Source organism: Streptomyces sp. BR123 (assembly GCF_013401435.1).
In the GTDB taxonomy this organism is placed as follows: domain Bacteria; phylum Actinomycetota; class Actinomycetes; order Streptomycetales; family Streptomycetaceae; genus Streptomyces.
Genome location: NZ_JACBGN010000360.1, coordinates 1 through 6,651, shown reverse-complemented (window position 1 = coordinate 6,651; position 6,651 = coordinate 1). Strand labels below are relative to the sequence as shown.

The following is a 6,651-nucleotide window of genomic DNA, read 5'->3' as shown; positions in this document are numbered from 1 at the left end:
GACAGCCCGTGGTGCCGCGCGCCGCCCCCGCCCCCGCCCCCCTCGCGGACGTCTACGCCGGCCTGTGGGAGCGCCTCGCCGAGCTGGCCGGGGGGATCGGCGCGGCGCTGCCGGCCTGCCCTGACGGATACGAGGCCCTGGAGGAGGCCGTCGGCGCCGGCTTCCCGACCATGGCCGACGCCCTGGCCTTCGCCGAGGTGCTGCTCGGCCCGCTGCACCCGGGCCCGCTCGACGAGGGCACGGACATCCGCTTCCACGCCGTCTCCGCCGCCAACACCGGCTGGGCGACCGCCACGGTCCTGCAGGGGGTGGACCAGAACTCCCCGGAAGACCTGGTCAAGGCCAAGCTCAGCGGCGGCAACCGGCTCGACCACTTCGCCGCGTTCCTCAGCGCCCGCTGGCGGATGAGCGACTGGACCTGGGGCCGCCTCGACGGCGCCGCCTCGCTCGTCTCCGTCGTCGCCACCGACGCCCGCCTGGAGGATGCCTTCGGCGGCATCGCGGATCCCGCCGCCCTCGGGGAGAGCGTCGCCGAGGCGACCGGACTCGGGTCGGCGTTCCTGGAGGCCTGGGCCGCGGACGTCGTGGCCGCCCCCGACCTGCCGCCCTGGGACCGCGTACGGGGCGTCCTCACCCAGCTGCGCCAACGCGAGATCCTCGGCGAGGAGCTGCCGCTCATCGCCGACCTGCACCGCACCGGCCCGCGCGGCGGCAACCGGCCTCCGCAGCCGCCGCCCGCCCCGCCGCCCCTGGAGGCCGGCGCCTTCGACGGCGCGCTGGAGGCGTTCCGCGAGATCGGCGCCGAGGACGTCGGCCGGCTGCTCCGGGCCCGCGACCCGCGCCGGTCCGCCCTGCGCGCAGGACTGATCGCCTGGCCGGCCCTGCAGCCCACCGGCCGGGCCGGCGCCCGCCTCGTGCAGGGCGTGCTCGGGGCGCTGAAACCGCTGGTCTGCCTGCCGCTGCTGTGTGCGGTCCTGGCGCCCTGGCACGCCTTGGCCGCCGCCGCGCTGTTGTGGACCGGCATCGCCTTCAGCACGGGCCGGTGGTCCTCCCTCCTCGGGCACGTCCCCGTCTGCCTGTACGCCATGGCCGCACTGGCGGCCGCCGCATGGCAGCTGGTCCGCCCGGCCCGGCCGCGCAGGATCACCGCGCTCGTCCTGGCCGCCGGCCCGCCGCTCGCCCTGTGGCTGCTGCGCGGCCTCCATCCCCCGGACGTCGGCGCAGGCTGGCGGACGGTGATCGTCGGCGGCACATCCGCCCTGGCCGCGGGGGCCCTGCTGGACGTGGGCTCCGACCGGTGGGAGCAGCTGATCCCGGCAGCGGCCGCCGCGGGCGCCGTGGCCGGGCTGATCCAGTTCGGGCGGGGCCCGCTCGGCGGCTGGTGGGGTGCGCTGATCCTTGGAGCCGTCCTCTTCTGGGTGACGTTCGTCCTGCCTTGGCTGTGCCCCCGGCCGCGTCCACCGGGTGAAGGCGCGGGGCCCTCCCCCCGACGCTCGGATAGGGTGAATCGGTAGGAATCAGACCCCGGGGTGAGGTCGGTGCAGTGGACACTTACCAGTCGACGAGCGAGGTCCCGGAGCAGCCGGCCGTGGCTGTCGGGTACGCGGGTGTCCTCCGGGAACTGCTGCCGATCGCCCTGTGGCGGGAGGACGCGGACGGCCGCGTCGCCGAATGGTCGCTGGCGGCCCAGGACCTGCTCGGCCACCGCCCCCGGGACATCCTCGGCCGCCCCGGCACCGAGGTCCTCGTCCCCGACGCCAACCGCGAGCTCGCCCACCAGCTGACCCGCCGCGTCCAGGCGGGGGAGACCGTCGTCGGCACCCTGCCCGTACGCCACCGCGACGGCCACCGGGTCACGATGGAGATGTGGATCGTCCCCGCCGCCGACGCGCGGGGACGCACCGGGGCCATGCTGATCGCCGTGGAGACCTCCGAGGTCCTGCGGATGCGGGACTCCCTCGCCGCCCTCCAGAGCCTGTTCACCCAGTCGCCCATCGGGCTCGCCACCCTCGGCCCCGACCTGCGGTTCGTGCGCGTCAACGACGCCCTCGCCCGGATGAACGGCGTCAGCCCCGCCGGACACCTCGGCAAGCGGCTCACCGAGGTCGTCCCCGGCGTCAACGCCGACGCCCTGGAGGCGACCATGCGGCAGGTCCTGGAACGCGGCACCGCCGTCGTCGACGTCCGCCGCACCGGCCGCACGCCCGCCGACCCCGACCACGACCACACCTGGTCCTGCTCCTACGCCCCGCTCCTCGACGCCTCCGGCCGCGCCCTGGGCGTGATCGCCTCCCTCATCGACATCACCGACAGCCAGCACGCCCAGGTCGAGGCCGAACGGGCCCGGCGCCGCTTCGCCGTCCTCGCCGAGGCCGGCACCCGCATCGGCACCACCCTCGACCTGCGGCAGACCGCCGAGGAGATCGCCCAGGTCCTCGTGCCGCAGCTCGCCGACTCCGCCGACGTCCAGCTGCTGGAGGCGGTCCTCGCCCCCGACGACGCGGCCGGCACGCACCGCGGCGTCCTGCGCCGCCTCGCGGCCGTCTTCCCCGACCCGGGCGCACCCACCGCGAAGCTGCTGCCCGGCCAGACCTTCAAGATCCCCGCCGGGACCGTGTACGAACAGGTGATCGCCGCCGGGCGGCCCATGAACCTGTACCGCACCGACATCCCCACCCTCATCCCGGACCCGCGCGCCGAACCGCTGCGCGCCTACCTCGCCACCCTCGGCTCCGCCCGGCTGATCCCCCTGGTCGCCCGCGGCACCGTACTCGGCGCCGTCACCGTGACCCGGCTGGCCAGCCGCGAGCCCTTCGACGAGCAGGACTGCATCCTGATCGACGAGGTCGTCGCCCGCGCCGCCCTCAACATCGACAACGCCCGGATGTACACCAACCAGCGCCGCGCCGCCCTCACCCTGCAGCGCAGCCTCAGCAACAGCGCGCTGCCCCGGGTCACCGGCCTGGAGCTGACCGGCCGCTACCTGCCCGCCAGCGACCACGACGTCGGCGGCGACTGGTACGACGTCATCCAGCTGCCCGGCGGCCGCACCGGCCTGGTCATCGGGGACGTCATGGGGCACGGCATCCACGCCGCCGCCGTCATGGGCCAGCTCCGCACCGCGGTCCGCACCCTGGCCCGGCACGGCGTCCCCCCGGCGCAGCTGCTGCGCTCCCTCGACGCCGTGGTGGCCGATCTCGGCGAGGACGAGATGGCCACCTGCGTGTACGCCGTCCACGATCCGGCATCGGGCGGCTGCACCATCGCCCGCGCAGGCCACCCCCCGCCGGCCGTGGCCGCCTCCGGCGGCCAGGTCACCTTCCTCGACGGCCCTCCCGGCACCCCGCTGGGCACCGGCGGTCGCGAGTTCCGCACCGAGGAGGTGGACCTGCCGCCCGGCAGCCTCCTCGTGCTCTACACCGACGGGCTCATCGAGGCCCGCGACCGGGACCTCGACCAGGGCATGGCCCAGCTCGGCCGGGTCCTGCGCGATCAGGCCGTCCCCCTGGACCGGCTGTGCGACGAGGTCCTGACCCGCCTGCTGCCGACCGCCCCGCAGGACGACGTGGCCCTCCTCCTGGCCCGCACGGTCCCCGCCGGCCACCCGCCGCTCCCCTGAGCGGCAGCGGGGAAGCCGGCGGTGGTTCGTCCGGCCGCGCCCGAGGGGGTGCGGGCCGCTGCGCGACCGGCCACGACGAGGGGTGGCCGATGCCCGGCACGACGCCGCCCGCCCCCCCGGGCGGGATCCCGCGGCCGCGGTGCGGGTCACCAGGCCAGGTCCTCCAGGGCGGCCAGGTCGGGGGCGGGGACGGCGGGCTCGTCCCCGTCCGTGAGCGGCAGCTCGGCCCAGATCACCTTGCCGCGCTGGGTGTAGCGGGTGCCCCAGCGGTCCGCGTACTGGGCCACCAGGAACAGGCCCCGGCCGCCCTCGTCCGTGGTCGCCGCGTACCGCAGGTGCGGGGAGGTGCTGCTGGCGTCGGACACCTCGCAGATCAGTGTGCGGTCCCGCAGCATCCGCACCCGGATGGGCGCGTTCCCGTACCGGATGGCGTTGGTGACGAGCTCGCTCAGGATCAGCTCGGCCGTGAACGCGATCTCCTCCAGCCCCCAGGCGGCCAGCTGCCCGGCGCTCGCCCCTCGCACCCGGGAGACGGCCGCCGGGTCCGCGGGCACTTCCCACTCCGCGATCCGGTCGGGCTCCAGGCGCCGCGTGTCGGCGATCAGCAGGGCGATGTCGTCGCTCGGCGCCGGGAACAGCAGCGCGTCCAGCACGTCCCCGCAGGCCTGGTCGGGGCTGCGGCCCGGCCGGGCGAGGGTCTCGGCCAGCAGTACCTGGCCGGCGTCGAAGTCCCGGTTGCGGTCCTCCAGCAGCCCGTCGGTGAACAGCACCAGCCGGCTCGATTCCGGCAGCCGCAGCTCCACGGCCTCGAACGGCATGCCGCCCACCCCGAGCGGCAGGCCGACCGGCAGCTCCGGGAACTCCACCCGCCCGTCCGGCCACACCAGCGCGGGCCCCGGATGCCCCGCGCTGGCCATCGTGCAGCTCCCGGACACCGGGTCGTACACCGCGTACAGGCAGGTCGCGCCGGTGACCGAGGCCGCCTCGCCCGCCGTCGCCGCCGCATCGTCGCCGTCCGGGCCGGCGGCGGCCTCGTTCTGGTCGATCCGGTCGATCAGCTCGTCCAGGTGGCCCAGCAGCTCGTCCGGCTGCATGTCGAGGGTGGAGAAGTTGTGTACGGCCGTGCGCAGCCGCCCCATGGTGGCCGCCGCGTGCACCCCGTGGCCCACCACGTCGCCGACGATGAGCGCCACCCGGGTGCCCGCGAGCGGGATCACGTCGAACCAGTCCCCGCCCACCCCGGCCTTCGCCGGCAGGTACCGGAAGGCGGCGTCCACGGCGCTCTGGTCGGGCAGCACCCGCGGCAGCAGGCTGCGCTGCAGCGTGACGGCTGTCGCGTGCTCCCGGGTGTAGCGGCGCGCGTTGTCGATGGAGACCGCCGCCCGGGCCCCGAGCTCCTCCGCGAACGACAGGTCCTCCCCGTCGAACGCTTCGGACGTGGCCGCGGCCCGCCAGAAGTTCGCCATGCCCAGCACCACGCCGCGGGCCTGCAGCGGCACCGAGATCAGCGAGTGCAGCCCGTACTCCAGGGCCTGCCGGGTGCCGGCCTCGTCCTGGGCCCGCCAGCCCATCGCCGCGCCGAGGTCCGCCGCGAGCACCGCCCGCCCGGCGTCCAGGGCCGCGGCCATCGGCGCCGTCGGCACGTCGAAGCGGATGACGTCCCCCACGGGCTGCAGCGGCTGGTCGGTGCGGACCCCGCCCATGGCCGCCCGCCGCATCTCCGCGTGCATGCCTGCGGCCAGCTCCGGATCGTCCCCGTGCAGCACCGGCTCCAGCAGCTCCACCGTCACGAAGTCCGCGAACCGGGGTACGGCGACCTCCGTGAGCTCCTCCGCCGTCCGCACGATGTCCAGCGTCGTCCCGATCCGCACCCCGGCCTCGTACAGCATCTGGAGCCGCTCCCGGGCCACCTCGGCGCGGCCGGACAGTGCGGCGAGCTCGGTGGAGTCGCGCAGCGTCATGACGCTGCCGGTGGGCCGCCCCTTGTACGGCTTGGTGGGGCGCACGTTGATCGCGAGGAGCCGGTCGCCCGCCAGGTGCACCTCGTCCGTCGCGACCCGTCCCGACAGCAGCAGCGAGGTGGTGCGCGCGTCGAGCCCGAGATCGGTGACGCTGCGGCCCTCGGCATCCGGCGGCAGGTCCAGCAGCCGTCGGCCCTCGTCGTTGGCCAGCAGGAGCCGGTGGTCGGCGCTGATGATGAGGACGCCCTCGCGCACGGCGTGCAGCACCGCCTCGTGGTGCTCGTTCATCCGGGCCATCTCGGTGGCGCCCAGCCCCCGGGTCTGGCGCCGCAGCCGCCGGCTGATCAGCGCCGCGCCGGCCGTGCCCAGCAGCAGGGCGGCCCCCGCCGCCCCCAGCAGCAGTGGCAGCTGGACCTCCACGACGTCCGAGACCTTCTCCAGCTCTATCCCGGTGGCGACCAGGCCCACGACCATCCCGGCCGTGTCCCGTACGGGTACCACCGAGCGGACCGCGCTGCCGGTGGGTTCACCCTGGAACAGCTCCGTGAAGGACGTCCCGGAGACGGCGCGCGAGAGGTCCCCGCCGGCGCGCGCGCCGATCAGCTCCGAGCGCGAGTCGGCGTAGCGGATCCCGTTGGTGCTCATCACGGCGACGAAGTCGACGCCGGCGGCCGTGCGGGTGGCCTCCGTCAGCGGCTGCAGTACGCGTGTCGGGTCGGACGAGTCGAGGGCCGCCGGCAGGCCGGGGGCGTGGGCGAAGGCCTCGGCGGCCGCGAGGGAGCGGTTGCGGGCGTCGCGCTCGCTGTCGTAGCGCGCCTGGAACACCAGCGCCAGCGCGGCGACGGTGATCAGCAGCAGCACGAGGGACGCCTGGAGTGCGAAGACCTGACCGGCGACGCTGCGGGCAGCCCGGGAGAGGCGCGCGAGCAGTCCCGGGTCGAGCTCGCTCGACAGCCGGGGCGGTGACTCCGTGGGCGGCCGACCAGAACGTCCGGTCATGAGCCATTTCTAACACTGTCACGGTGGTTCGCGCGTGGCCGCGGCCCCGGCCCGGCCCGCCGCCCGCAACCC

3 protein-coding genes are annotated in these 6,651 nt (G+C 75.7%); 2 read left to right on the top strand and 1 reads right to left on the bottom strand.

Features of this window, described 5'->3' with window-relative positions; translation table 11 throughout:
- Both HYE82_RS32515 and HYE82_RS32510 read left to right on the top strand, forming a co-directional pair.
- Positions 1–1,514 (top strand): DUF3376 domain-containing protein (locus tag HYE82_RS32515; protein WP_179177807.1); only part of this gene is annotated, 1,514 nt, incomplete at its 5' end.
- A gap of 29 nt (positions 1,515–1,543) precedes the next feature.
- Positions 1,544–3,619, top strand: a complete 2,076-nt coding sequence (locus HYE82_RS32510; protein WP_179177806.1) for a SpoIIE family protein phosphatase — start codon at positions 1,544–1,546, stop codon at positions 3,617–3,619.
- Positions 3,620–3,765: 146 nt separating this feature from the next.
- On the opposite strand, the gene HYE82_RS32505 is transcribed toward HYE82_RS32510, so the two are convergent.
- Positions 3,766–6,579, bottom strand: coding sequence for a SpoIIE family protein phosphatase (locus HYE82_RS32505; RefSeq protein WP_179177805.1), 2,814 nt, complete (start codon positions 6,577–6,579; stop codon positions 3,766–3,768).
- Positions 6,580–6,651 lie beyond the last annotated feature (72 nt).